At 38.4% G+C, this 23,554-nt stretch carries 22 protein-coding genes and 1 pseudogene; 17 read left to right on the top strand and 6 right to left on the bottom strand.

The genetic code is table 11. The features are described 5' to 3' along the window. Positions 1-80: 80 nt before the first annotated feature. A complete protein-coding gene (gene tyrR, locus AC5NT5_RS12165) occupies positions 81-1,637 on the top strand; it encodes a transcriptional regulator TyrR (RefSeq protein WP_002958215.1) in 1,557 nt (518 codons plus the stop codon). A 28-nt stretch (positions 1,638-1,665) separates the two neighbouring features. On the opposite strand, the gene AC5NT5_RS12160 is transcribed toward tyrR, so the two are convergent. Beyond that, positions 1,666-2,160, bottom strand: a complete 495-nt coding sequence (locus AC5NT5_RS12160) for a hypothetical protein (protein ID WP_024596632.1) — start codon at positions 2,158-2,160, stop codon at positions 1,666-1,668. 106 nt (positions 2,161-2,266) lie between these two features. Between AC5NT5_RS12160 and AC5NT5_RS12155 the strand changes: the two genes are divergently transcribed. Then, a complete protein-coding gene (locus AC5NT5_RS12155; protein WP_002958217.1) occupies positions 2,267-2,800 on the top strand; it encodes a thioesterase family protein in 534 nt (177 codons plus the stop codon). A gap of 80 nt (positions 2,801-2,880) precedes the next feature. Here AC5NT5_RS12155 and AC5NT5_RS12150 read toward each other — a convergent pair whose 3' ends face one another. Together AC5NT5_RS12150 and olsF are read right to left on the bottom strand one after the other, a co-directional pair. Next, positions 2,881-3,534 carry an OmpW/AlkL family protein gene (locus AC5NT5_RS12150; RefSeq protein WP_002958218.1) on the bottom strand — a complete coding sequence of 218 codons (654 nt, stop codon included), beginning with the start codon at positions 3,532-3,534 and terminating at the stop codon, positions 2,881-2,883. 410 nt (positions 3,535-3,944) lie between these two features. Further along, positions 3,945-5,651 carry a bifunctional ornithine lipid synthase OlsF gene (gene olsF, locus AC5NT5_RS12145; protein WP_494514028.1) on the bottom strand — a complete coding sequence of 569 codons (1,707 nt, stop codon included), beginning with the start codon at positions 5,649-5,651 and terminating at the stop codon, positions 3,945-3,947. Positions 5,652-5,780: 129 nt separating this feature from the next. Between olsF and AC5NT5_RS12140 the strand changes: the two genes are divergently transcribed. Beyond that, on the top strand, positions 5,781-6,701 hold the full coding sequence (locus AC5NT5_RS12140; RefSeq protein WP_494514029.1) for a 2-hydroxyacid dehydrogenase: 921 nt from the start codon (positions 5,781-5,783) through the stop codon (positions 6,699-6,701). Positions 6,702-6,797: 96 nt separating this feature from the next. Further along, positions 6,798-6,944 carry a hypothetical protein gene (locus tag AC5NT5_RS12135; protein ID WP_002958221.1) on the top strand — a complete coding sequence of 49 codons (147 nt, stop codon included), beginning with the start codon at positions 6,798-6,800 and terminating at the stop codon, positions 6,942-6,944. A gap of 194 nt (positions 6,945-7,138) precedes the next feature. On the opposite strand, the gene AC5NT5_RS12130 is transcribed toward AC5NT5_RS12135, so the two are convergent. Next, entirely contained in the window at positions 7,139-7,384 is a 246-nt protein-coding gene (locus AC5NT5_RS12130) for a hypothetical protein (RefSeq protein WP_002958222.1), read from the bottom strand. A 106-nt stretch (positions 7,385-7,490) separates the two neighbouring features. Further along, positions 7,491-7,934, bottom strand: coding sequence for a hypothetical protein (locus AC5NT5_RS12125; protein ID WP_182670888.1), 444 nt, complete (start codon positions 7,932-7,934; stop codon positions 7,491-7,493). A 113-nt stretch (positions 7,935-8,047) separates the two neighbouring features. Here AC5NT5_RS12125 and AC5NT5_RS12120 point away from each other — a divergent pair, with 113 nt between their 5' ends. Continuing rightward, on the top strand, positions 8,048-8,431 hold the full coding sequence (locus tag AC5NT5_RS12120) for a response regulator (protein ID WP_002958224.1): 384 nt from the start codon (positions 8,048-8,050) through the stop codon (positions 8,429-8,431). Between the two features lie 108 nt (positions 8,432-8,539). Here the strand turns inward: AC5NT5_RS12120 and rpsT are convergent, their stop codons facing one another. Next, positions 8,540-8,800, bottom strand: a complete 261-nt coding sequence (gene rpsT / locus AC5NT5_RS12115; RefSeq protein ID WP_002958225.1) for a 30S ribosomal protein S20 — start codon at positions 8,798-8,800, stop codon at positions 8,540-8,542. Positions 8,801-9,095: 295 nt separating this feature from the next. On the opposite strand from rpsT, the gene murJ reads away from it, so the two are divergent. The 12 genes and pseudogenes from murJ (at position 9,096) to AC5NT5_RS12055 (ending at position 23,549) form a co-directional block, all read left to right on the top strand. Next, positions 9,096-10,634: a murein biosynthesis integral membrane protein MurJ gene (gene murJ, locus AC5NT5_RS12110; protein ID WP_494514104.1), complete on the top strand. Its 1,539-nt coding sequence runs from the start codon at positions 9,096-9,098 to the stop codon at positions 10,632-10,634. Between the two features lie 84 nt (positions 10,635-10,718). Then, a complete protein-coding gene (gene ribF / locus AC5NT5_RS12105) occupies positions 10,719-11,669 on the top strand; it encodes a bifunctional riboflavin kinase/FAD synthetase (protein ID WP_494514030.1) in 951 nt (316 codons plus the stop codon). A 5-nt stretch (positions 11,670-11,674) separates the two neighbouring features. Further along, the gene (gene ileS / locus AC5NT5_RS12100) at positions 11,675-14,503 is read left to right on the top strand and encodes an isoleucine--tRNA ligase (protein WP_494514031.1); all 2,829 of its coding nucleotides are present in this window, start codon (positions 11,675-11,677) and stop codon (positions 14,501-14,503) included. 12 nt (positions 14,504-14,515) lie between these two features. Then, the gene (gene lspA / locus AC5NT5_RS12095) at positions 14,516-15,016 is read left to right on the top strand and encodes a signal peptidase II (RefSeq protein ID WP_002958230.1); all 501 of its coding nucleotides are present in this window, start codon (positions 14,516-14,518) and stop codon (positions 15,014-15,016) included. Beyond that, entirely contained in the window at positions 15,013-15,453 is a 441-nt protein-coding gene (gene fkpB / locus AC5NT5_RS12090) for an FKBP-type peptidyl-prolyl cis-trans isomerase (protein ID WP_002958231.1), read from the top strand. Before lspA ends, fkpB begins: the two co-directional genes overlap by 4 nt. Continuing rightward, complete coding sequence (ispH, locus tag AC5NT5_RS12085; RefSeq protein WP_494514032.1) at positions 15,453-16,382, top strand: 4-hydroxy-3-methylbut-2-enyl diphosphate reductase; 930 nt, start codon at positions 15,453-15,455, stop codon at positions 16,380-16,382. The genes fkpB and ispH overlap by 1 nt, the downstream gene beginning before the upstream one ends. 29 nt (positions 16,383-16,411) lie before the next feature. Continuing rightward, entirely contained in the window at positions 16,412-17,446 is a 1,035-nt protein-coding gene (locus AC5NT5_RS12080; protein WP_494514033.1) for a sensor histidine kinase, read from the top strand. Continuing rightward, positions 17,443-18,144 carry a LytR/AlgR family response regulator transcription factor gene (locus AC5NT5_RS12075; RefSeq protein ID WP_494514034.1) on the top strand — a complete coding sequence of 234 codons (702 nt, stop codon included), beginning with the start codon at positions 17,443-17,445 and terminating at the stop codon, positions 18,142-18,144. The genes AC5NT5_RS12080 and AC5NT5_RS12075 overlap by 4 nt, the downstream gene beginning before the upstream one ends. A gap of 185 nt (positions 18,145-18,329) precedes the next feature. Then, the gene (gene pilV / locus AC5NT5_RS12070; RefSeq protein WP_494514035.1) at positions 18,330-18,890 is read left to right on the top strand and encodes a type IV pilus modification protein PilV; all 561 of its coding nucleotides are present in this window, start codon (positions 18,330-18,332) and stop codon (positions 18,888-18,890) included. A 1-nt stretch (position 18,891) separates the two neighbouring features. Continuing rightward, positions 18,892-19,874, top strand: a pseudogene (locus tag AC5NT5_RS12065) (PilW family protein). Further along, positions 19,862-20,365, top strand: a complete 504-nt coding sequence (locus tag AC5NT5_RS12060; protein ID WP_182670896.1) for a pilus assembly protein PilX — start codon at positions 19,862-19,864, stop codon at positions 20,363-20,365. Before AC5NT5_RS12065 ends, AC5NT5_RS12060 begins: the two are co-directional and overlap by 13 nt. Position 20,366: 1 nt before the next feature. After that, positions 20,367-23,549: a pilus assembly protein gene (locus tag AC5NT5_RS12055; RefSeq protein WP_494514036.1), complete on the top strand. Its 3,183-nt coding sequence runs from the start codon at positions 20,367-20,369 to the stop codon at positions 23,547-23,549. Positions 23,550-23,554: the final 5 nt, after the last annotated feature.

Raw genomic sequence — 23,554 nt, 5'->3', positions numbered from 1 at the left:
AAATGTTTACAATAAGCTACCTTCTCAAAGCGACTTAGCGTATTATTCAGCTAATATAGTTTTTCCTTCTTTGAGGATGTATGCGTCTAGATATTCACTGTGCTGATCGAATTGGTATTGCTCAAGAAATCCTTAATATATTAGTTAACTACAGCGTTGATCTAAAAGGAATTGAAGTTGATTCTGTAAATTGTCGTATGTACGTTAGTTTTCCCGAAATAGAATTTGAACAATTTCAAAAAATTATGCCATCGATACGTTTAATCGACGGCGTACATGACGTGCGTACCACTGCGTTTTTACCATCAGAGCGTGAACACAACGAATTAAATACTTTGCTACGTGCATTGCCTGATGGCGTTATCTCTATTGATGCTAAAGGTTGGGTACGCTTATGCAACGATGCAGCATGTAAGGACTTACAGTTAATTGAAAAAGAAGTTATTGGTGCAAATATTAATAACTTACTTAAAGGCTTTAACTTTACACGTTGGCTAGAAGGTAAAGAAGTGCTCGGGCAAACCACACGCGTTGAAGTGGCGGGTGAGGATTTTATTGCAGACATTTTACCAATTGCAGTCCCTCAAGGTAGTGAGGGTGATGTGCTTGCGGGTGCGGTTATTAACATTAAATCGCAAAGCCGCTTAGGGCAGCAGGTCAGTGCATTTAGACGCTACGGGCAAGAAAGCTTTGCTACTATTCATAACTTTAGTACGGCAATGCGCCGAGTTGTGCGCGAAGCACGCAAAATGGCGCAATTAGAGGCCCCTATTTTGATTACTGGTGAAACTGGTACAGGTAAAGAGTTATTAGCTAGGGCGTGCCATTACGCATCTAATCGCTCTGTTAAGCCTTTTATTGCGCTATCGTGTGCTTCACTTCCTGATGATGTTGCTGAGTCTGAATTATTTGGTTATGCCGGGTACGAAGAAAACGCAGCGCCAAAGCGTGGTGTATTAGAGCAAGCTGATGGTGGAACTGTATTTTTAGATGAAGTTGGCGAAATGTCGACTCAACTACAAACTAAGTTACTGCGTTTTTTACAAGATGGTACGTTTAGAAAAGTAGGCGATGAGAACGAAGTTAAAGTAAATGTACGTATTGTTGCCGCTACTCAAAAAGACTTACCTGCAATGGTACAAGAAGGGGTTTTTAGAGAAGACTTATATTACCGTATAAACGTGCTTACTTTAGAAATAGCGCCACTAAGAGATAGAAAAGCAGATGTAGGACCACTTGCAGAGCATTTTATTCAAAAATATGCGCAACAAAATGGTCATGCAATTCCTGTTTTATCACAAGAATGTTTAAGCTTTTTACAAGAGTACCCGTGGCCTGGAAATGTACGTCAGCTGGAAAATGCAATTTACCGTGCAGTGTCGTTACTAGATGATAGCGAGCTTCGCGTAGAGCATTTGCAGTTACCAACTTTTACTCATGATTTAGGGTATTTAGAGTCTGATTTTGAAGGCTCACTAGATCAAGCTGTTAAACGTTTTGAGGCGACTTTACTTCGCAAACTCTACCCCGCTTACCCAAGCTCACGTCAGTTAGCTAAGCGATTGGGCCTAAGTCACACCGCTGTAGCTAATAAGTTACGTGATTACGGGATTAATCGAAAAACAGTAAAAGTGTAATTGACTTAAAGAAATTAAAATATGGGGACTAATTTTTAGTGCCCATATTTTTTGTTACCCCATCAATTGCAATCGTCTCAATACCTTCTTCGTTAAAGTTCATTACGATACTGGCGTTATTACGAGTGAAAAAATAGCTACGGCCATTTAGCTCAATAACATAGTCACCTTTCACCGGATCGCTAAACTGCTGCTTTTTTAGAGTGACTGTATGTTCGCCAATTTGCCATTCAAACTCCTCAATAAACCCATTATTAAATTCTTGAACCCATACTTGGCTGTCATCTTTTGAAAGCGTGATGGCGACAGAATAAGAGCTAGGAATTTGCTCCATATTGTAACTTTTAGATCCAATAGTGAATTTCTCAGCTTTTTGCTGCCATTCAAAACCAAATTTAAATTCTTTAACTACACCGGTAGGGTAAGTTACTGAGCCTTTACCTGGTAACGAGAAATCGGCAAAAGCATTGTAGCTAGGGACTAATAGGGCCAGTGCAGCGATAATTTTTAGTTTTGATTTCATTAGCTATCTTTTTTATTGTAATAATGATTTAAGATTAAAGTAGAATATTCGTCTTCGCAAGGGGCTATGCTACACTCGAATAAATTTAACTGGTAAGACCTTTTTTGTGAACTTATATATTCGACTTTTATTATTATTTTTCAAAATTAAACGCAATAAGCAATATCAAAATCTACTTGATACAGTAGATATTGATTACAAAGCTTTGCCGACTGATTGTGATATTAATCTACATTTAACGAACTCACGCTATCTTGCGATGATGGATTTATCTCGCACGTGGATGACGGAGCGTGTTGGCTTACTAAAACAAATAATGAAGCGTCGTTGGTTTCCGATTGTTAACGCAACTGCTATTACTTATATCCGCGATATTAAACCTATGCAGCGATATACAATAAGTACTAAGTTAGTTGGCTGGGATCATAAATACTTTTATATTGAGCAAAAGTTTCACTCAGAGCGAGGCTTACATGCTATTGCTTATGTCCGCGGTGTATTTAAAAGTAAAAAGGGTATTATAAGTATTGAAGAAATGCTTGAAGTTGCTGGTTTTGATGGGCAAACACCTATATTGCCAAGTGAAGTAATGCACTGGAAAGAAATGTTAGAGCAGAAAAAGTTAAGTAACCTGCCCTAATCTCTACAAATGAAAAAAAGGCCTTTCGGCCTTTTAACACACATTGTAATTGGGTAACTAGGTACTACTTTATATTTGCTTTAAAAGCTGTACCTAACACCAAACATAGCCACAACAGGGTCAAGCTCAACAGTTGATGTAAGCGCTTTTGCACCATTAGCATAAACAGTGGCATCGGTATCAATATCCATAATTGATACCATGGCGTGTAGACCCCAGTTTGCATCAATTTTATAGTTAGCACCTACCTGAGCCATAAAGCCAAACGAATCATCTAACTTTACTTCTACATCGTCTGTTCCTAGTGTTGCTTTAAGTGCTTGAGAGGGTTGCTCATCAAAAAATGCAGTGTAGTTTATGCCTACGCCTATAAAAGGTCTTAGCGCATAGCTTGTATCTAAAAAGTGGTATTGTGCAACCAATGACGGTGGAAGTTGTTTTATATCTGCAATTTTGTTGCCTGCTAAGCCGCCTGCGCCATTTACATCGTGTGAAAACGGTGTTGCTGCTATCAGCTCTAACACCCATTGATCGTTAAATGCATAATCTACGGTGATACCTAGTTGAGTATCTGAATCACCTTTAAGGCCTAGCGTAGGTGCTTCATTAATCGCTGAGCTACTGTTATCAGGGTTTACGTTAATAGCGCCAACATTTACGCTAAAGTTAGCGTGTGCAGCTGGAGAGAGTGCTAATAAAGAGGTTAATAATGCGATGCTAATTTGAGTTTTCATGTTGTTCTCCAAGAACTACTATTTAATTAGCGCTATTATTACCGAGCAATAAATATGAAAACCTGTTCTAGATCAAAGTTTAAAAAGCATTTGAAGCTTATAAAATGTTTTATTGATTTAGATTAATTTTAGTGTCGTTATGCTTTTGTAAAGATTGACATATTTATTTAATTAACAGTCACATGAATATATTAAGGCAGGCACTGCCTTGCCATAATCTCGTGTTTAATCAGGGCCTTAATAAACAAGAAAATATCTTTTTAGCAGGGCTCAAAAATAATTAAAACACCCGACACTTAAAAAAGTATTGGAAGACTTAAATGCGATTGAGTCGGTATTTATAATTAAATATAAACCGAGTACTTTATAAGGCATAAAATACTCGGTTCACTGACTTTACTTATCAATAGTTATTCTAAATAACGTTTAGCTTTGTTTTCTTTAACACTTTTAAGATCGACTAATACCAATCCATCAATACAATTATTAAAATCGGGATCAATGCTAAAGCTTAAAAATTGTACGCCGCCAGGGTTGCAAAGCTCAGTGTATTGTTTAAATAAAGTAGGGACTTGAGCGCCCATATTAGCTAACACATGTTTTAACTCTACAAAATCTTCTTTAACATCGTTTCCATTAAAAAGAATATTGCATTGCGTTAGCTGTTGCTCAGTTAATTTGAGCTCATTATTGGGCGTAGCTAGTTCTATGCTGCTTTTATAATAATGTTGATAGTAATAAACGAGCATGGCTTTGGCTTGCTCAGGTAGGGCGTTGGACACGCTTACAGCCCCAAATAAATATCTATACTGTGGATAGCTTTTTATAAAAGCACCAATACCGTACCATAAATAGTCAAGACTCTTACGCCCCCAATATTTAGGCTGTACAAAGCTTCTACCAAGCTCAATTCCTTGGTGTAGATAGGGCGTCATAGCGTCGGTGTAAGAAAATAAACTATCGGTATATAAACCTTCACGTCCATGTTTTTGTATTATCTGTTGTGCGCAGGCTAATCGATAAGCACCTACTAGCTCTAGTTGCATAGGGTCCCACAGTACAAGGTGTTGGTAATCCATATCGTATTTATCTATATCACGACGCTTACCGCTTCCTTCACCTACTGCTCTAAATGCTATTTCTCTGAGGCGTCCTAGCTCTCTAAAAATAGGTGAACTACCTACATATTGATATAGATGAATGTGCATGCCATCGTGTGTTTTACCCAGAAGCTGACATTGCTCAATTGCTCTTTTTAGTTCTTTTCTACACTCAGGCACAGCAATAGGTGTTTGTGTTTTTAGCGGCAGTGTTTTTTTAGTTGTAAGCCTATAAAGCTGTTTACGTATGAGGTTTACAATTTCTTTATCTTTAAGGTTTTCTATTAAGTAGGACTCAGGAGGAATAGAAGCACCAATCTCAAACTCTAAAGATTTTTTGCGCTGCTTAAACATTTCTGTCACTAATAATAAACTTGCCAGAGGCTTGTAAATCATTGATGTGCCGTAAAAAAACGGACTATTTTTGGCTTTAATAAAAATAGGTAAAATGGGGCAGTTGGCTTTTTTTGCCATACGTAAAAAACCGCTATTCCATTTGCAATCCTTAATACCGGTTGGCCCTAATCGTGATACTTCTCCTGCCGGAAATATAAGTAAGGCACCTCCACCTTTTAAATGGTTTTGTATATTACTAAGCTCTTGCTTTTTACTCATACCAGATAAGTTATCAACAGGGAGTAAAAGAGAATGCATTGCGCTGACCGACATTAACATGCGGTTTGCGACTACTTTTAAATCTTGCCTTACTGTAGAGAGTACTTTGATAAGTGCTAAAGCATCTAATGAACCAATAGGGTGGTTAGCAACAATAACAAGTTTACCCTCGTTGGGAATATGTTCTATCTGCTTAGGTTTATAGCGCGTATCAAAATTGAGTTCATCAAGTACTTGCTCAACAAATTCTAACCCTTGTAGGTGAGGGTACGTATTACCAAAGGTGATAAACTCTTGTTCATGCAATAAGTAACCTAAGCCCTTTTTTACTAAACCTTTTACTTTTGGAGAGTTCTCTAGTTGTGGTAAGTTTGCTGCAATTACTTTATCAACACTTATCATATTAACCTCATATTCCGTTTGGTCTATTCGCTATACATGTAAGATTAAAAAAAGGGTGTGACAGTTACTTTGCAGTAGTGTGACTTTTTAAAGTACTAAATTATAAACTGTGAATTGCTAGGAGAATTTATGTCGGTATTGGTGGCTATAACGGGGCGCAACAACGAAAAGCTAATAACGAAGTTACAAGAGCGATTACCAAATACATTGATAGAGCAATGGCCTGATTGCAAAAACGCAAATAATGTGGATTTTGTACTTGCGTGGAATGCTCCTGAGTCTCTGTGGCCGCAGCTGCCTAACTTAAAAGCTGTGTCGTCATTTGGTGCAGGCGTAGACAGTATCGATTTAACATTATTACCTGAACATGTCGAAGTAGTACGTATTGTGGACATGCAACTAGCTGAAGATATGGCGGAATATGTACTTACACATGTCTTAGCTCAAAAATTACGCTTAAAAGAGTATTACACTAAACAAACACAGCAAACATGGAAGCCAAAACGAGCTTTTAGTAATAAACATGTTGGTATACTTGGATTTGGCGAATTAGGTAAAGCATGTGCGCAAAAACTTGTAACTAATGGTTTTAAAGTAAGTGCCTGGGCGCAAAGTAATAAAAACACGACTAATGTCGAGGTTTATTATGGCGATGAAGGACTTAGCGATATGCTTTCTGACGTTGACTACCTTGTATGTCTATTACCCCTTACGCAAGCAACTACAGGCATTATTAATCACTCAATGCTCGCTAAGCTACCTTCACATGCTGTTGTTATTAATGTGGCACGTGGCGCTCATGTGGTTGAGCAAGATTTATTAAATGCATTAAATAGCGATAGCTTACGCGCTGCTACCTTGGATGTTTTTGACCAAGAACCTTTAACGCAGAACCATCCTTACTGGGGAAACCCCAAAATAACACTTACACCACATTGTGCAGCGCTATCTGATTTAAGTAGTGTTATAGACCAAATAGCCGATAATATTGAACGTTCGAATATGGGCTTAGCACTCAATAATTCAGTGGATAGAACTAAAGGTTATTAGCTGATAGCTAATTAGTTTAAAAAACAGCTTGTTAACATTTGTAATTTTCATTAGTGTAAAAGTTATTCTCACTAATAAAAATATAAAGAGGGTGTTATGAAATCCAGTCAAAGTGGGGCTAAATTAAGCCTCGTTGTTATTTCAATTATTGTGCTAGGTGTTTCAGCTTGGTTTAATCAGGCTAACGCTGAAGATAGTCCATCTAAAACACAAACCCAAAGTGAATTAACAATAGCAGATTAACCTAGCTTATTAGGTATTTTCGGTTTTCGTCTTTCTTCTCGTTTCTCTCAACAGTACATGCTCAGCACCATTATTGTAGTGGTGCTTTAGTGGCGTTTAATATTGTCCTGATCCAACGTGTTTCTAATATTTTAAAAATTCGCAATAAAAAAGCCCAGCAATGCTGGGCTATTAAATATTCTAAGGAAAAGTTGTTAACTTTGGGTTACATTAAATTGCCCGAATGTATAAACTTTAAACAAGTAAAAAGTGTTGATCAACACTAAACTCATATTTGAAATAACGCTCGACGACATAAGATCTAGGCTAAATGATAAGAACAATAAACCACATGCACTAATGGCGGCAACGCGCAGCAGTGTTATCTGGTTAATAAAGAATGCACCTAAACCTAGTGCAAGTAGTGTAGTATTTAAAAGCCAATCTAGCTCGTTTAGCATGGTCGTTTCAATAGTTCAGTTGTTGAAAAAAGGAGCGCCATTATGTTGATCTTTTGCACACCTTTCAACCAAGTAATTTTAAATTTTCAGATTAGTTTTTTTAATGCTAAAAGTAACTGCCAATTGCCGAAAACAAACCATTGTCAGCAATTACTTGATACTTTTGACAGCTCTGTGGTTTTTGTAAATCACTGCATAAATAAAGGGATTCACGGCTAGAATCATAGTTGGGGTGCAAGTTGGAATCAATTAAAGTAGCTCCGTAACCCAAAAGTCCAGGCCAGTATACACTCTCACTTACCATCCCTAATTTTTTATAGGTGAGCAAGGTTGGTTTTGGAAAAGCTAAAATTATTACAATAACAATGGCCAGAGATATAAATAGCCCCTTTTTTGACTTTGTTTTTTGGCTAGTGCCATTGTTTGTGTTTGTTTTTTCCTCTGCGGGTATAGAGCGCTGAGTAGGGCGTTGCGGCTTTCTTTTTTGCGCTGTTTTTTTTCTTGTTGGTGTTTTACCTAGCAACGACTGTTTATTTGGGGTTTTAGACATAAAGCAAATCTGGCCTTTTTTCCGTAGGTCTCTATAATTAAATGAGCAAATTTATATACTAAGCTAATTATTATGATAACTTAAAGTTAGCTTATAGCCTACGAGGAATAAAGATGAATACGCAGCTATCAATTTTAATTGTAGATGACGTTAGCACAGTGCGTAGTTTTTTGAGCCAAACGCTCATGCACTTAGGGATAGATAACGTAAAGGAAGCATCTACTGCCTCACAATGTATTAGTGAGTGCCAGGCTGCAAATTATAATATCATTTTTTTAGACATAGAACTGCCGGACGGCGATGGCAAAGATTTGATTGCACAAATCAATGAATTAAGCCCTGAGACAAATGTTGTAATGGTATCTGCGCATTCAGGTATTGAAAATGTTAAGGATGCAATTGATAAAGGCGCTAAAGGATTTGTAGTGAAGCCGTTTACACCTAAAAAAATAGCGGCAATGCTTAAGAAGTTTTATCCAGACTTGGAAAATGTATGACACTAATCTGTTTAAATATTTATGTCGACTGTTATTAAAGTACGAGATTAAATCTTAGATAAAAAAAAACCGGCAAAAGCCGGTTTTTTATATTCTGTCAAAAACAAATTATAGAGCTTTAATCTTAGCTGCTATACGGCTCTTATGACGAGCTGCTTTGTTTTTGTGAATTAGACCCTTAGTTGCGTAACGGTCTAGGATAGGTGTAGCAACAGAAAAAGCTTGCTGTGCAGCTTCTTTATCGCCCGCTTCAATAGCAACAATTACTTTTTTGAAGTAAGTGCGCATCATTGAACGACGGCTTGCGTTGTGCTGACGGTTTTTTTCGCTTGTGATAGCGCGTTTTTTTGCAGACTTGATGTTAGCCAAGGTTTGCTCCTAACAATCTTAAAATAAAGCTTAAATTAAAGGCCGTGGAATATGCCTGTTTCTATCATGGATGTCAATTTAAATTTAACAATCCAAGAAAAACTGCACCATATAACGAGCATCAATTTGCCGCTTTAGCAGTTAATATAGACATTGTAACAAAGCACAGACCCCCAGCCTAGTGCTTTAAAGCGATTTATAAAAAAGACTGTGGCATAATCGCCTATCTTGAGGATTTTTGAGTAGGTTTAAGGTGTCAAAAGGTTTATTTCGCTCTGGTATGATTGTTAGTTGTATGACTATGATATCGCGTATTTTAGGGCTCGTTCGAGATGCTGTCGTTGCCAATTTATTAGGCGCAAGTGCAGCGGCTGATGTTTTTTTATTTGCTAACCGTATTCCTAATTTTTTACGCCGTTTATTTGCAGAAGGTGCCTTCGCACAAGCATTCGTACCTGTGCTAAGTGAAATTAAAGAACAGCAAGGCGACGACAAGGTCAGACTTTTTGTTGCACAAGCAGCAGGCACATTAGGAACCATTTTACTAATTGTCACTATTATAGGTGTTGTTGCTTCCCCTGTTATTGCAGCACTATTTGGTACCGGTTGGTTTATAGATTGGTGGCAAGGCGGACCTAATACCGAAAAATTTGAACTTGCAAGTTCACTACTTAAACTTACATTCCCTTATTTATTTTTTGTAAGCTTAGTTGCACTCAGTGGTGCGGTTATGAATGTGTATAACCGTTTCGCTGTTGCTGCATTTACACCAGTTTTGCTTAATGTTTCTATTATTACGTGTGCAATTTTTTTACATGATAAATTTTCAGTAGGTGCTTATGCACTTGCCATAGGTGTATTTGTCGGTGGTGTAGTGCAGCTACTATTTCAACTACCGTTCTTGTATCGCGCTAAAATGTTGGCGCGTCCGCGCTGGGCATGGCAAGACGAAAACGTAAAAAAAGTACGAAAACTTATGCTACCGGCTTTGTTTGGTGTCTCTATTAGTCAAATTAATCTGTTGCTAGATACCATGATTGCGTCATTACTGATGACGGGTTCAATTGCGTGGCTTTATTATTCTGACCGCTTAATTGAATTTCCGTTGGGATTATTTGGTATTGGTATTGCGACAGTTATTTTACCGGCGCTTTCTAAACTACATAGCAGTAAAAAAAGTAGCGATTTTCAGCATACTCTCGATTGGGGAGTTCGTTTTGTTATATTTTTAGGCCTACCAGCAATGATAGGTTTAATGATCATCAGTCCACTTATTATTACCGTATTGTTCGACCACGGTGCATTTAAAGAAGACAGTATTGATCATGTCAAAGCTGTAAGCTTAGGCGTAGTCGCATATTCGGTCGGACTTGTAAGCTTTATGCTAATAAAAGTACTCGCTCCTGGTTTTTATGCTCGTCAAGATACAAAAACACCGGTGCGTATTGGTATTATTACCTTAGTACTTAATATGGTGTTTAACATTATGCTGGCTCCTTTCATTGGTTATTTAGGGTTGGCACTTGCTACTTCGTTATCGGCTAGCTGCAATGCATTTTTATTATACAGACAGCTTAAAAAAGAAAATGTATACCAGTTCTCATCAATGAGTATGCGTTTTACACTTAAATGTGTTGTTGCAAGTATTGTTATGGGAGCTGTCACATGGTTTGTGAGCAGTTACTATTATTGGGCTACATGGGCCTTTACGCAGCAAGTAATATTATTAGTAGCGCTAGTGGCTTTGGCTGGTATTAGCTACTTTGCAATGCTATTTGTGATGGGCGTTAGACTAAATACGATAAAAAGTGTAGCAATTACTGAATCAAACTAAAAAAAAGATTATAATCGGCAACTCTGCGGCTTTAATCATTTTTTAGCCGTAATTAATAGCTCGCTAAACAAGGCATTAGGTGGCATGGAGTTAATTAGAGGTATACACAATATTCGCCCACACCATTTTGGTTGTGTGTTAACTATTGGTAATTTTGACGGCGTTCATTTAGGCCACGCAGAAGTATTAAAAGGTTTACTTAGCGATGCTAAAGCGCATAGTTTGCCTAGCACTGTAATGCTGTTTGAACCCCAGCCACAAGAGTTTTTTGCTAAAAACAATGCCCCTGCACGGTTAACGCGCTTACGAGATAAGTTACGTTTATTGAGTGATTTAGGTATTGAGCGAGTTATTTGCATTAGCTTTAATCAGCAATTTGCAAACATGCATGCTGAGCAATTCGTTAATGAGATTTTGATTAAAAAGTTAGGTGTTAAAGCACTTACTGTTGGTGATGATTTTAAGTTTGGAAAGCAACGCCAAGGTAACTTTCACTTACTTACTAGCATGGGTGAGCAAGCGGGCATGGATGTAAAAAGCACCGCGAGCTTTCGTCAATTAAATGCTAGAGTAAGCAGCACTTTAATACGAGATGCTTTAGCATCCGGTGACTTAGCGAGTGCTAAAATAATGCTTGGTCACGATTATGCTATTTCTGGGCGTGTTATACATGGCTGGAAAAGAGGACGTGAACTCGGTTTTAGAACGGCAAATATAGCCCTAAAACGCCAAGTGTGTCCTGTCAACGGAGTGTTTGCAGTGCAAGCAACGATTGCAGGAAAACAGATTTTTGGAGTTGCAAATGTAGGTAATAAGCCGACATTTAATGGAACTCGTGCATTATTAGAAGTTCACCTTTTTGATTTTGCACAGGATATTTACGGACAATTTATGCATGTGGAGTTAATAGAAAAACTTCGCGATGAGAAAAAATTCGAGACATTAACACAATTAACGGCGCAAATAGCAACTGATGTTGCTGCCGCTAAGCAGTGTTTTGGTTTAAATCAGGTAGCCGATAGAGACGGAATGTAGGATAAATGAGCGACTATAAACATACTTTGAACTTACCGGAAACACCGTTTCCAATGCGTGGCAATTTGGCACAACGTGAACCAAAAATGCTTAAAGCATGGTATGAGGACGACCTTTATGGTCAAATTCGCAGCGCTAAGAAAGGTAAAAAAACCTTTATTTTGCATGACGGCCCTCCGTATGCAAATGGCGATATCCATTTAGGCCACTCAGTTAATAAGATATTAAAAGATATTATTGTTAAGTCTAAAACATTATCTGACTTTGATTCACCATTAGTTCCAGGTTGGGATTGTCATGGTTTACCAATCGAGTTAATGGTTGAGAAAAAAGTAGGCAAGCCGGGTGTAAAAGTTACTGCGAGTGAGTTTCGTGAAAAATGCCGTGCATACGCTAAAAAACAAGTTGAAGGTCAAAAAGTTGATTTTAAACGTTTAGGCGTATTTGCAGATTGGGATAAGCCATATTTAACAATGAACTTTGACTTTGAAGCGAATGCAATTCGTGTGCTTGGTCGAATTATTGAAAAAGGTCATTTGCATAAAGGCGCCAAGCCTGTGCATTGGTGTACAGACTGTGGCTCTGCATTAGCAGAAGCAGAAGTTGAATACCAAGATAAGCAGTCACCAGCAATTGATGTGCGTTTTACATTTGTTGATCAAGATGCTGTTGTTAGTGCCTTTGATCTGGCTGATGGTCATAAAGGTGAAGGCAGTGTTGGTACTGTTATTTGGACAACAACACCGTGGACGCTTCCTGCAAACCGCGCTGTGGCTGTGCATGCCGATTTAGAGTATGCGTTAGTACAGGTTGAAGATGAAGGCGTACAACAACGCCTAATTTTAGGTTCTGAGCTTGTTAAAGATGCTATGGACCGTTTTGGTTTTAATCACTTTCACGTACTAGGGTATGTAAAAGGTGCAGCGCTTGAAAACTTGCAAGTAGCCCATCCTTTTTATGATTTTAATGTACCAGTGATTGTTGCAGAACACGTAACTACTGATTCAGGTACTGGTGTTGTACATACCGCCCCAGGCCATGGTCAAGAAGATTTCGTGGCAGGCTTAAATTACAACCTTGAAGTGGCTAACCCTGTTGGTGCAAATGGTGTTTATTTACCAGATACCGAACTTTTTGCAGGTCAGCACGTATTTAAGGCGAATGCGAGCGTAATTGAAGTGTTAAAAGAGCGTGGTGCGCTTATGCATCACCATGCGCTTACGCATAGTTACCCACATTGTTGGCGCCACAAAACACCAATCATTTTCCGTGCTACACCGCAGTGGTTTGTAAGTATGGATCAGGCTAACTTACGTCAAGATTCTCTTGCTGAGATTAAAAACACGCAGTGGTTACCAGAGTGGGGCGAAAGCCGTATTTCTAACATGGTTGAAAGCCGCCCAGATTGGTGTATTTCTCGTCAGCGTACTTGGGGCGTTCCTATTGCATTGTTCGTTGATAAAGACACCGGTGCACTTCACCCAAATACACAAGAGTTAATTGCTCAAGCAGCAGAGCTTGTTGAAAAGTCTGGTATACAAGCATGGTACGATTTAGAACCAGCTACTTTACTTGGTGAAGAAGACGCCAAGCAATACATGAAAGTGCAAGATACGCTAGATGTATGGTTTGACTCAGGTGTGTCACACGCTTGTGTAGTAGATGCACGTGAAGACCTGGTTGGTCCAGCTGACTTATACCTTGAAGGTTCTGATCAGCACCGTGGTTGGTTTATGTCATCAATGATGACATCTGTGGCTATTAATGGTCATGCGCCATACCGCCAAGTATTGACTCATGGTTTTACTGTTGATGAAAACGGCCGCAAAATGTCTAAGTCACTAGGTAATGTTATTTCACCACAAAATGTGATGAATAAACTAGGTGCTGACATTCTACGTTTGTGGGTGGCTTCTACCGATTACACGGCAGAAATGACTGTGTCGGATGAAATATTTAAACGCTCAGCCGATCGTTACCGCCGTATTCGTAACACCAGCCGTTACTTGCTTGCTAACCTAAATGGTTTTAACCCAGAAACAGATCAAGTAGCTGTTGATGATATGGTTGAGCTTGATAAGTGGATTGTTGGCCGCGCAGCTCAGTTGCAAGACGAGATTTTAGCCGCATACGACAGCTACCAAATGCTATTAGTAACTCAAAAGCTAATGAACTTCTGTACGGGTGAGCTTGGCTCGTTCTATTTAGATGTTATTAAAGATCGTCAATATACAGCTAAGAGTGATAGCCATGCACGTCGTTCATGTCAAACTGCGCTTTATCATATCGCAGAAGCAATGACGCGTTGGATGGCACCTATTATGAGCTTTACCGCACAAGAAATTTGGGAAGCGTTACCGGGTGAGCGTAGTGACTACGTATTTACATCAGTTTGGTACGATGACTTACAAGCGCCAACAAATAGCCAATTTAGTAACGATGATTGGTTAGAGATTTTAACTGTACGTGACGAAGTAAACCGCTTATTAGAAGCTGCACGTAAAGAAGAAGTAATTGGTGCAACACTTCAAGCAACGGTGAATTTATTTACGGGTAAAGAGCTTGCCGCTAAATTAAACGCGCTTGGTGATGAACTGCGTTTTGTATTGTTAACATCAGCGGTGAATGTTACTGAAGTTGATAGCCAGCCTGCAGATACACAAGCTACCGAGATTGAAGGTTTGTTCATTAGCGTTGCTGCAACAGATGCTGCTAAATGTGAGCGTTGTTGGCATTACAGCGAAGATGTAGGTGTTGAGCCTGCTCATCCTGAAATTTGTGGTCGTTGTGTAAGTAATGTTGACGGCGAAGGTGAAAAGCGTCAATTCGCTTAGGAGTTATTCTTAGTGAGCAAACTAGCCCAAAAAAGTGGTTTAGTGTGGCTTTGGTTGAGTCTATTACTTTTAGTAATAGACTTTGCCAGTAAAACACTTGTTGTAGGGACTATGGCTTATCAAGAGTCTATAAACTTACTCCCTGTTTTTAGTATTACTTATGTACATAACTATGGTGCTGCTTATAGCTTTTTAAGTGAAGCGGGTGGTTGGCAGCGTTGGTTTTTAAGTGCAATTGCCGTTGCTATTAGTGCTTTGCTTGTATGGTGGCTAAAACGCTTACCTGCTACAAACAAAGTACTATGCGGTGCTTATGCACTGGTACTTGCAGGCGCTATTGGTAATTTATACGATCGTATTGCGTATGGTTATGTAATCGACTTTATTCACGTTTTTTATAAAGACTCACATTTTCCTGTATTCAATATTGCCGATTGCGCTATTTGTATTGGCGCAGCATTATTGTTATTTGACGCCTTTACCGGCGAGAGTCCGAAGGAGCATAAAGCATGAGCCAAGCTGTAATTGGTGAAAACTCGCAAGTTATTTTCCATTTTTCTATTAAATTAGAAGACGGCTCTGCCGCTGATTCTACCAAGGTGCACAACAAACCTGCTAAATTAACAATGGGTGATGGCAGCTTAACGGCAAACTTCGAAAAGTGTTTATTAGGTTTAACTGCAGGCGAAAGTAAAACGTTTGAATTAGAACCTGAAGATGCTTTTGGTCAACCAAACCCAGATAATATTTACTACGTTGACCGTAGTAAGTTTGGTCCAGAAACACCAGCTAAGGTAGGTGCAATTATTGCGTTTACTCAACCTGATGGCACTGAGCTTCCTGGTTTAGTTCGCGAAGTGCAAGGTGAGTCGGTAACGATTGATTTTAATCACCCTTTATCTGGCCAGCGTTTAACCTTTGAAGTTGATATTATTGAGGTGGAAGGTTAATGGAAATATTACTAGCTAATCCTCGCGGCTTTTGCGCTGGTGTTGACCGTGCTATTAGTATTGTTGAGCGCGCTTTAGATATTTTTGAAAAGCCAATTTATGTTCGCCACGAAGTAGTACATAACCGCTATGTGGTTGATGGACTAAAAAGCCGTGGTGCGGTATTTGTTGAAGAGCTTGATCAAGTACCTGACGACAGTATTGTTATTTTTAGCGCACATGGCGTATCGCAAGCGGTTCGCAGCGAGGCTAAACGTCGTGATTTAAAAGTATTTGATGCAACGTGTCCGCTTGTAACTAAAGTGCATATGGAAGTTACACGTGCGAGTCGCAAAGGTATTGAGTGTATTTTAATTGGACATCATGGTCACCCTGAAGTAGAGGGAACAATGGGACAATATGATAACTCAGACGGTGGTATTTATCTTGTTGAAACCGTTGATGATGTTGTTGCGCTTAATGTAAAAAATGCTGAAAATCTTTTTTACTGTAGTCAAACGACTTTATCAGTTGATGATACTGCTGATGTTATTGATGCACTACGCAATAAGTTTCCATCAATTGACGGACCTCGTAAAGATGATATTTGTTATGCAACGCAAAATCGTCAGGATGCTGTTCGTGACTTAGCTGACAAAGTTGATGTGCTATTAGTTGTTGGCGCTAAAAACAGCTCTAACTCTAATCGCTTACGTGAACTTGCAGATAAAATGGGCACTGTTGCTTATTTAATTGATGATGCAACTGATGTGCAAGAGCAGTGGGTTTCAGGTTCTAAATCAGTGGGTGTAACTGCGGGTGCATCTGCGCCAGAAGTACTTGTACAACAAGTTGTAAGCCGATTAAAAGATCTTGGTGGTAAGCAGGTTGTTGAAAACCCAGGCGAAGAAGAGAATATCGTATTTGCTGTTCCTGTAGAGCTACGTTAATTTAAAATTTAGATTATAGGAGAGTCGTTATGAGCAAGTCACTAAAAGATGATGGTTTGCTTTTTTCGGCTCTTTTTAATGAGCGAGGCGTACTAGCTTCGCTTATTGTTTCTCAAGTTATTGCTATTGTTTTAGCCTTTGCACCTAATGTAGAAGGCGATATTTGGCTTCGACTTGGGATCATTAGTTTGTTTATGCATTTAATTGTTTTAGTCGGTACCTCTTCTTTATACTTTTGTCGTTTTTTTTTACAAAACCGTACTCAAGCTTTTCAGTTAGGTTTGTTTTTTATCTTTTTTTTATTATCTACGTGCATTTTTAGTATTTTATTTTCCCATTTTGCTTTTGATATAGATGATACAGATAACTTAATTTATTTCACACTTCGCAATTGCATTATAGTGGCTTTGCTGGCGGCTTTATTCGTCCAATTTTTATTAATTCATTTTGAAAAAGAGCAGCAAACTAAAGCGCTTTCTCGAGCTGAGCTTGATGCCTTGCAAGCTAGAATACGTCCTCATTTTTTATATAATAGTTTAAACACTGCTGCAGAGCTTACTCATCATGATGCCGATGCGGCAGAGCAGGCTATTTTAGCATTAGCCGCCTTATCGCAGGCTGCAATGCACTCAGGAAAAAATGTATCTCTTGACGATGAAATAACGCTAAGTAAGCAATATATAGCACTTGAAACATGGCGTTTCGGTAATCGCTTAAGAGTTAATTGGCAAATACCCAATGAACTACCTGCATTGAGCATTCCTTGTTTAACCCTGCAGCCATTAATTGAAAATGCAGTATGCCACGGTGTTGAAACAAGTGAGCATGGTGCAGAAATAAAAGTAGAGCTACATATTACTACCGGCTATATAACCATGATTGTTTCTAACCCAATAACAATTTCTAATGCTCAAACTAGGCCTAATAACGGCATGGCGCTTGAAAATATTCGCCAGCGATTAAATATTTATTATAAAAATAAAGCGCAGCTAACAATTACTAATAAAAATGATGTGTTTAGGGTCAAGGTCGTGATCCCTAAGCTTATTGAGGGTAGTGTATGAACGTACTCATTGTTGACGATGAACCTCTTGCGAGATCGCGCTTAATTCGTTTGTTGGCTCATGATAAAAGTATAGTTGTACAAGGCGAGGCAAGTAATGGTAATGAAGCCCTAGTACTTGCTAAAAAGCAAACGCCGGATCTGATTTTTTTAGATGTTGATATGCCTGGTATGAATGGTTTGCAAGTTGCTAATGAGCTCAATAGTTTAACTCTACCTCCTGCTATTGTTTTTATAACTGCTCACCCTGAGCATGCCTTAGATGCTTTACAATTAAGCGCTGCAGGCTATTTAGTTAAACCTATTTCAGAGCAATCATTGCAAAAGGTGCTTAAGCAAGTTGGGCGCTTAAATAAAGTACATATTCAAAAACAACAAAATGCAAAAATCTCTTATCAGCTCGCTGGTACTCTACGCAGTGTTGATATAAATGATGTTTTGTATTTTAGTGCCGAAGAAAAGTATACCAAAATGATATTCTGTGGTGGAGAAGCTTTACTTGAACAAAGTCTAAAACAATTAGAGTTACAATATCCTACACATATTTTGCGAATTCATCGCAATACATTGGTTAATAAACAAAAAGTAATTGCTTTGCATTCAAAAGCGAATGGCAATCATATGATTGAGCTACAAGGGGGCAGTGAGCTATTGCCAGTGAGCCGCCGTGAGCTTAAATTAGTTAAAAATTCGCTTTAGGCTTACCTTGCAATTAACTCCCCCCTGATTTAAATACATTTGAGCTTTAATTATCAACGGTGTTATTGAATAAACAGATTTAATTAACCGTTTATCAACAAATATAACCGCTTGTCTTAGTCCTCATTGATTCCTCAAATAAATAACATAAACTTATAATCAGATAATTTTTATTTGGTTTTATTATGCAATCACCTCACATAAAAGTGCAAAGAGGCTTCACTCTGATTGAAGTGCTAATTGCATTTATTATTCTTAGTTTTGGCCTTCTAGGCGCAGTTGCTTTGCAAGCAAAAGCAAAGCAAACAAGCTTTGATTCTATGCAGCGTGCTGCTGCAGTTGCACTTGGTAATGATATTGTGCAGCGTATCCGTGCTAACGATACCCCGCAAATAGCCGGACTGTACACACAGACATTTGATAGTGAAACTGCTACTACAACCTCGCAGGCGTGCTTTACAAACACTTGTAGCGCAGCGCAAGTTGCGGCGTTAGATCTTGAGCAGTGGAAAAGAGCTATAAGAGCTCGAGAAAATACGGGAACTTTAGATGGTGCTACCGTATGTATTGCACCTACCGCAGTTGCTGGTTCGGGTGGTAAAGCATTTAATTTAGAAGTAATTGTTTCGTGGCAAGGTCGACAAGAGTTCAATGCAAATGATGCTACTGGCGCTATAAAGTGTGGAACGGCTGACAAAAAGCGCCGTTTAGTTGTTTTAACTAGTTATATTTACCTTAGGAGCTAACATGAAGCAAAAAGGTTTTACACTTGTAGAAATGATGATTTCATTATTTATTGGTGGATTAATACTAGGTGGCGTTATGTTTACCTATATAGGAATGAAAGTAACCACTAAAGATACGATGACTATTGGTGAGCTTCAAGAATCAGGGCGCCTTGCAATTAACATTATGCAACGTGATATTGAACAAATTGGCTTTTGGGGAACTTATTATGACGATTCGTTCACCGCAATAAACACAGATACACTAGCAAACCCTGGAACAGACTGCTTTGAAGGATTAAATAATGGGAGTTTCCCTGATTTTGCTACAGCTAGTAATTTTAGAACTATTTACGCAAAGGTTGCAGGCGAATCAAAAGAGCTTAACTGTCTAAATAATCCGATTAAAAGCACTGACATTATTCAATTAAAATTTTTACAAGGCAAGAGTTTAACAGTTAATGCAGTAACTAATGAGACTCAGGTCGATGAAAACTACTTTGTAGCTGAGCAAGAGAAAGCTCAATTTTTCACGCTGCTTCTCTTAATGTTAATGCAACTGTTTGGCCTTATAGCCATCATGTTTATTATCTATCAGAACAAACTTATAAAGTTAATAATAAGAATTTAACTGTACCTGCATTAATGAGAAAGCGCCTTGTTGGTGGAAATATCAACACAGAAACTATTATGGAAGGTGTTGAGAATATGCGGTTTGTTTTTGGTCTTGATACTAACAGTGATAATCGCGTAGATACCTACCGAAGTATTCAAGATATGAAGCATACAGATTGGGAAAATCGTAAAGGTATTTTAACTGTTCAGGTTTTTTTATTAATACGCGCATTGCAGCCAGACCCAGGAGTTAAAATTAAAAACCAAACTTACACATTAGGTGAAGATGAAGACAAGCGTGAATTGAAATTTACCGATAGTTTCAGACGCACAGTGTTTACCACGACTATTCGATTAAATAATGTTGGATCAAATTTATGGCGTATTTAAAACAATTACAAAAAAAACAGCAAGGTGTAGTTCTAATTACAGCTTTAATAATGGTTATTGCAGTGACTGGTATTGCTGTGACACTTATGAGCAGTAGTAGTATTGATATTAAAATTACCAATGCAGCACAAGAGCGCGAAGTAGCCGAAAATGAACTCATTGGTGAAGTGCAACGCATGATCTCTGATGAGGCAAATCAAGGCGCTGATAATCATTTCTTCCTGACTCCCGATGAAGTAACTGCAATCGCGGATGGTGATGACAAAGGTATGGTGATTGCAAATCATGCAGATATGCAAAGCAAAATGACTAACCTGAACAAGGGGGAGCTAGATTTAGAATGCCCTCGACGCTTTAATTTTACAGCAGGTATATCGTGCAATATGTTACAGGTCGCCACTACGATAGAATATGGTTCTAAAAGTAAGCATGAACTAACTATTGTTACAGGTATAGCACAAGAAATGGCCAGCGTAAGCAAGGGGATTTAAGATGAAATTTAAATTAAACAAAGTGTTAGCTTCTTTGCTTGGCTTAACAATAAGTATGTCGGTATTTGCAGAGGATATTGAGCTTTATGTAAATCATGATGTAGAGACAGACGAAAATCCAAGAGTGTTAATGATATTTGATACTTCAGGAAGTATGGCTTGGGATGTTGTAGATGGAGGCAGGTGTTATCGTCGTTATCAAAATGGACAGTTCTATGAATCTGATTGTTTTAAAAGTCAGACTTACTTTAATTACACACAGCAGTGTTACAAGTCTGTAAATGGATATGCACAAGCTATTTGTGAAGATAGCCGATTATTAGTAGCAAAAAACGCCGTTAGCCAACTAGTTACTGATAATGATGATATTGATTTTGGTTTAATGAGATTTAGAGAAAGTTCAGGTGGCTATGTATTAGCAAGGCTTGGTTCTAACAAAAATACCTTACTTAATGAAATTGATGATTTGCCTGCAAGTGGAGCAACTCCCTTAACAGAAACCTTATGGGAGGCGTATAGATATATTACTGGGCAAAGTCTTTACTATGGTTATGGTATTAACAATAGAGATAAAGCAGCTGATGCTAATGGAACTTATAAGTCACCATTTAAAAAGGAGTCAGGAGATCCTCTTAGGTGCGATAACTCAATTAATATTATTTTGATGACTGATGGAGATCCCACTAACGATGATGGTCGTGATGATCAGATTAAAAGTGTACATAATAATTTATTTAATGATTCAATCCCTTTTGTGAGTGGTGATTATTCTAATAGCTATTTAGTTGCTCTATCAAAAATAATACATGGAACAAATAATACAAAAGTAGATTTATACTCTGAGACAAGCGATGTGCTAGATACGGGTAGAGTTTTTACCATTGGCTTTGGCACAGGAATGAGTGATGGCGGTATTGACTTACTAGAGAAAGCGGCATCGGTTGGTGGAGGGCAGTACTTAGAGGCGCGAACTTCAGAGGCTTTATCAGAGGCATTAAAAAATACGATTTCAAGAATCAGAGAAGTAAATGATAGTTTTTCATCACCTTCAGTTGCAAGTAATAATGTAGATCAAACTCGTAGTCGAGATGCTGTTTATTTTGCCATGTTTTACCCAGAAACAGGTGCTCGTTGGCGTGGAAACCTAAAAAAGCTGAAAGTATCAGGGAGTCAAATTGTTGACTCAAAAGGATTATCGGCACTTGATGAAAATGGCTTGATTGACGAAAATGCAGAAACATTTTGGTTGCCAAGCGGGGAGCCAGCTGATGGTAACTTAGTTGCACAAGGTGGTGTAAACCTTCATTTAACTACATTAGATTCAGATAGCCGTAATTTATACACAGACAATCAGGGAGCAATAGTAAATTTTAATACCTCAGTTGTCAGTGATATTCTTAATTTAGTCGATAATAATCCTATGAGCTTATCGAGCGATGATATTAAATGGGCGATGGGTGTTGATGTTGATGATGATGATGCTGATGGGTCTAACGTTGACCAGCGTCAAGATATTTTTGGTGATCCTCTGCATTCTAAACCTGTTGCAATCGATTATGGTAATGATGATATTCGAGTTTTAATAGGAACTAATGCAGGCTTTTTGCATATGTTCAAGGATTCTGATGATAGCGTAAGTGAAAGTTGGGCATTTATACCGTCTGCTTTATACGACATTATTGAACCCCTACGTAAAAATCAGGCCGATACGAAAGTATATGGTATGGATGGCCCTATTAGTATTTATTTTGATAATAAAAACTTAAATAGTGATGGTTTAAACGACGGTATTATTGATGCGAGTGGCGACGATAGAGTGTGGGCTTTTGCGGGAATGCGTCGCGGTGGTAAAAATTATTACGGACTTGATATAACAAACCCAAACATACCAAAAAAATTATGGGACGCACCAATAGAGGGCGGAAAAGGCGATTTTAAAGAGCTTGCGCAAACATGGTCAAAGCCACAAATAGCCTATATTAAAGCATTTGGTGATAAGCCTTTGTTAATTTTTGGTGCTGGATACGATACAAATAAAGATGCAGCTATTCGTAGTGAGGATAATATAGGGCGAGGTATCTATATTGTTGAAGCCGAAACAGGTAAAAGAGTATGGGCATTAACACCCGATATTAATGGCTTTAAAGGTAAGCATAGCATTGCTGCAGATGTTACCACGCTTGACTCAGATTATGATGGATATATAGACCGAATTTATGCGGCAGATACTGGGGGAGATATTTGGCGTATAGATATGCCAGGCACTAGTACTAGCGAATTTAGTCACTTTAAATTAGCTGAGCTTGGCAGTAATAAAGCAACTGAAGATCGACGCTTTTTTTACAAACCACTCGTAGCACGTACAATTTATAGTAAAGTAAGCGAGACAACAATTGATGGTAGTACCGTTATAACACGCTTAGATACGCCGTATGATGCAATAGTTATTGGTAGTGGTAACCGCTCAAAACCAACTGGTACCAATGAGAAAGATCAACTGTTTATGATCAGAGATGAAAATACAGTTACTAAATCGTATAAAACGAATGCACCAGATACTATTGTACCTGCTGATTTGATGCAAATGAATTCAGACCCATTTGGTAATGCTCTAGATGACGTTGATGATTTTGTTGACTTAGAAGTCGACTTGGCTAAATTTAATGGCTGGAGATATGAGTTAGGAACGGGTGAAAAATCACTAGCTGCTGCTACAGTTGTTGGAGGTGTTGCTTATTTTACAAGTTTCACACCTGCATCAGATACATCGACTGAAAACCAATGTTCACTAAGTGGTGGTGGAGGTTCTTTATACGCTTTTCACTTACATTACGGTACTAAAGTGTATGACGAGCTTAAATTTACAACCAGCTACGATGTACCAGATACACCTCAGTTATACTTTGGTGAAGGCGCTTCATGTGTAGATGGTAATGGCGATGGTAAATGTGATGACGACCCAACAGTTGACGTAATACAAGAAAGTCAGTTTTATTTAATTGGCCCTGGTATTAAAGGTGAAAATGCGGAAAATCCAATGAAACCTGTAGAAATAAAAGGTCCTGGTTTAACTGTTGTCGATGGTAAAGTTGTATTGGTTAATGACAATGCTGTAGGGTTTGGCTTTAAAACTCAACAAACATATATCTATAAACGTGAAGAAAATGACGAAGTTAATAATTAAGGAAA

The sequence above is a fragment of the Pseudoalteromonas sp. J2K-J599 genome (genome assembly GCF_059295115.2).
Note: the sequence above shows the minus strand (reverse complement) of the source record. Positions and strands in the feature narration are given on the sequence as shown.